Raw genomic sequence first — 3,684 nt, 5'->3', positions numbered from 1 at the left:
GTTGTAGAGGATTGAAGCGAACGGTATTTGAAATACTGTTTTAATAACCCAGCGAAAATTTGACTTTATATTTCACCCACACCGCAACCGGATGCCCATGTTTTGTTCGATGCAATAGTTGCTTTGTATTCAGTTGCTCGCCCCAGTTCCGAGTCCGGAAAGAATCTGAGCACATCGGTTTCAATCCACCGAGCAATCCCTTGTATTGCCGGGGTAAACACAACGGGCGGATCGAGTCTTGGCATGTCCAGACTATCTTTCGATACCATATCCTTTGAGAATTTTATTGAAATATTGGTCTGAAGAGTGGTCTTGCCAGTCGGCTCAAAAGCTACTGCCCTGATCTCATTGTCCGGTAGGCCAATTGAAATAGTGGCAAGAAGCAATGCGGCCAGGCCGGACAGCGTGAATGTGAGCTTATAATAATTACTCATAAGAATCGAAATAGGTGTCATCCATTTATTACTTCCGAAGCCTTGCCCAGCTTACTCGGCTCGTATACATCTTGGAAAACTCATAAAGTAGCAGATTCCTTCACACACTCATGTCTAAGACCCCCCAACTCGTCACAATTTTCTTTGATACTTCTCCTCCTATTATATATATTGTCTCTCAAGCATGACTATTTTGGGAAGTAGCACCCGCTATTTTCAACATATCCATGCGTGATGCCATAGCAATAGCCAATTAGAGAGGAATGACGCGATGATGAATCGAACACATGTTTCAATGTATTTTTTTCTTTTCACGCTTTTGGTTATTTCGAATGGCGCGTTCTTTAGTTGTTCAAAAAATACTACCGACTCTCCGCCAAACAATCCGCCTCTTGCCCCAACCGGCGTCCTACTAGGAGGTGATACCTCTGCGGTCGCTGATACGGTTGTCTATGACCTTGATCCTACGCCCGCCTCGGAATCAGAGATTGGCGACAATGGCTTTATGACCACGCGTCTAGATGCGATTATTAGCCCGAACTCGACTGTGGGGCAGGTGAATTCAGCACTTGATTCGATCGATGCCAAGATTATTTCCATGAACGAAGCCAAACTGATGATGACGCTTATTATTCCCGCCGTCACATCAAAAGCCGAAGCCGACAGTCTGGGCGAGATTCTCGTCAACAGTGGAGCCTTTCTCTTTGCCTATGGCACATTCACCGCGAACATCTCCCTTTTGCCCGGAGATAGCCGCGCACCGGCCTCAATTTCAGCCGTCTTGCCGCCAAGTGACACGCTTAATATGCAGGCGCTTATAAAAATGAAGATGCCCGCCGCGTGGAATGTCAAAGAGATGGCAGGTTCATTCGGACAGGTCACTGTCGTTGTGGCTGATGAGTTTTACTCGGAAAGTCCCCATGCCGATATCCCCTCTCAAGTATTCATGCCAACCTCAGGAGGCGTGAGTAATATCGCAAACAGCGTTGGATTCTATCCCGGCAACCATGGTTTTCACATCGCCGGAATCATCGGCGCAAAATTTGACAATCTTCGTACCACGGGCGTGCATCCCGGTCCGGCATCGCGACTCAAAATAACCTCGCTGGCACTTGATGGACTTTCGGCCTCTGAGATCTCAGATGCCATCGCTTCAAATCTGCCGACCGGACCATTCATCCTCAATACCAGTCTAGGGTTCTTCGGCGATATGAGCGTCACCCCGAAACTCGACAGAATCCTCACCGCCATCGGCTGGAGAATCCAGCTTGACGATGCCGGACGCTACGATAACTTTCTTCACATCGCTTCGGCTGGCAACGAGGGACAGAATAATGATGAATCACGATTCGCGGTCTGGAACTCCCAATTTGCCCTCGCCGCTGGTTTTAATGACCCCTATGATCTGATCGATCCGGATTCTCTTACCGCTTTTCAGAAATTTCGCTTAGATCTGCTGATTGCCACGTACACGCTTGTTGATCCACTTGCCACCGCCAAACTCAACAATATTATAGTAGTCGGCAGTTCCGATACAGCCGGAGTGGAAAGCAGTTTTTCTAATCCGGGCTCGCCGGTAAGAGTGCTTGGCGAGGCCGTCGCCGGGCCATGCGCAAAGGCGGATAATTCAAGCGATCCGGATGATTGCCGCTCAGTTGGTGGTGCATTAATCGCGCGCTATAGCGGCACCTCGATGGCAACTCCACTGGTTGCGGGCCTGGCCGCCTACATGTGGAATCTTAAACCGTCACTTACTCCCGCGGCCACCAAGAATATCATTCTTCATGTCTATAATACTATGCAGGGAGGCACCGGCATCCTCAATGCCTTTGCATGCTGTCTCGCTCTTGATGACAATCTTGCGACAGCTAAAGTTCGGAAAGAACTACTTGATGTCTCCGGGTCGACAGGTGCGCCAGGAAGCGATGGCGTGTTCAACGAAAAAGATATTCAATTGCTTCTGAATAAGTTTCTTGAGTTTGAAAATAGCAGACCGGCAGGCTCCAATACCCCCGACTATTCACGGTACGACCTCAATGGTAATGGGATAACGGGCGATTCATTAAAGAAAGCCGGTTTCGATCTCGATGTAAACACCCCACCACAGTTGGGCACTGTCACGAAAGAAGTGTGCGGCCTGTCAAGACAATTCAATGAGCTCGCCCTGAGTGATTACGACATCTTAATGTACTACGCGTTCTCTTCACTATTCACAGGTAATATCATAGTTCGTAATGAGCTATTTGAATGTGCAGAAGAATCGCATTTTGTCATGATTATCCCTCTTGTCAATCCATCTCGGACATACGTCGACAACCCCTTGCGGAGCGTGAGGGTAGGAATTGTCACTGGAACGGACACCGTCTTTGGTGCCTATAATTGTCGGTTAACTCTGACCGGAGCGGCCCTTGGGAGTACAGGAGAACCAGGTTTGCGGGTGAGAGATTTTTTTGCTCCCGTATCCGGAGAGGTCTCTCTCGACTATTTCCTCTTTCGAGATGCCACTGAAGCTCGGTTAAAATTCGAAGTTCTGTCTTTCGGTAATGCGATACTGTACGATACTACATTAGTTGTGCAGGGGGATGGCCGCGATCGCTGGAGTGGTACTTTTTCAGGGTGGGCATCGATATCCGGTATTGAATGCGCGCCGTTCGACACGCCGGTTGATTCTGCTTGGGCGTACTTTAACATTTGGTTCGATGGAACTCGCTTGAATATGACCGTTAAGTACTACCTCGACTCTCTTTACTCGCGCGACTTAACCCCCAACGGATGGTACGGCTCGGGGGGCGGCAACGTCGATCCTTCGGCGAGTCTCAGTATCACATGTGAGATGAACTTCCGGAACGGTTTTGGGACTCAGCCATATTTGTGGAATGACGGGCACGGACAAATAAACATGCAGCTTAATTTGACTGCGTGCTCAATCTCAGGCTCAATCACTCCACCGACCATACCCTGCGGAGACGAGGCTTACACCGACCCGTTTTCGGCAAGCTTCAGTTCGCTAAAGGGAGATCGCTGTCACTAATAGAAGAGAACAAAAATCAATCCTGAAGATTGTGTCATACACACCAAGGATTTTGCTCAAGTCCACATCAACAAACTGCTTGGATTGGAACTGGTCTCGACCAGTCCCGGTTCAGCAGTAATTTGCCTCGAAAGTCAACGGAGCGTATGATCTTTTCGTAATGAATAATCGTGCGCTTGATCTCGCAACAATGGTCGGCGACACACCTTCAAAAGCAAT

General features: G+C 48.7%; 2 protein-coding genes. One reads left to right on the top strand and one right to left on the bottom strand.

Annotated elements, in window-relative coordinates; genetic code table 11:
• Nucleotides 1-65 precede the first annotated feature (65 nt).
• A complete protein-coding gene (locus tag SGI97_06895) occupies nucleotides 66-455 on the bottom strand; it encodes a hypothetical protein (protein MDZ4723614.1) in 390 nt (129 codons plus the stop codon).
• Between the two features lie 250 nt (nucleotides 456-705).
• Between SGI97_06895 and SGI97_06890 the strand changes: the two genes are divergently transcribed.
• Nucleotides 706-3,465, top strand: a complete 2,760-nt coding sequence (locus SGI97_06890; protein ID MDZ4723613.1) for a S8 family serine peptidase — start codon at nucleotides 706-708, stop codon at nucleotides 3,463-3,465.
• Nucleotides 3,466-3,684: the final 219 nt, after the last annotated feature.

This window comes from Candidatus Zixiibacteriota bacterium (genome assembly GCA_034439475.1).
In the GTDB taxonomy this organism is placed as follows: Bacteria; Zixibacteria; MSB-5A5; order GN15; family FEB-12; genus JAWXAN01.
The sequence above is the reverse complement of the archived record's forward strand: the minus strand, read 5'-3'. Positions and strand labels throughout refer to the sequence as shown.

Coding starts and splice junctions, on each gene's coding strand:
- SGI97_06895 (MDZ4723614.1), bottom strand. CDS start 455: ATGACACCTATTTCGATTCTTATGAGTAATTATTATAAGCTCACATTC.
- SGI97_06890 (MDZ4723613.1), top strand. CDS start 706: ATGATGAATCGAACACATGTTTCAATGTATTTTTTTCTTTTCACGCTT.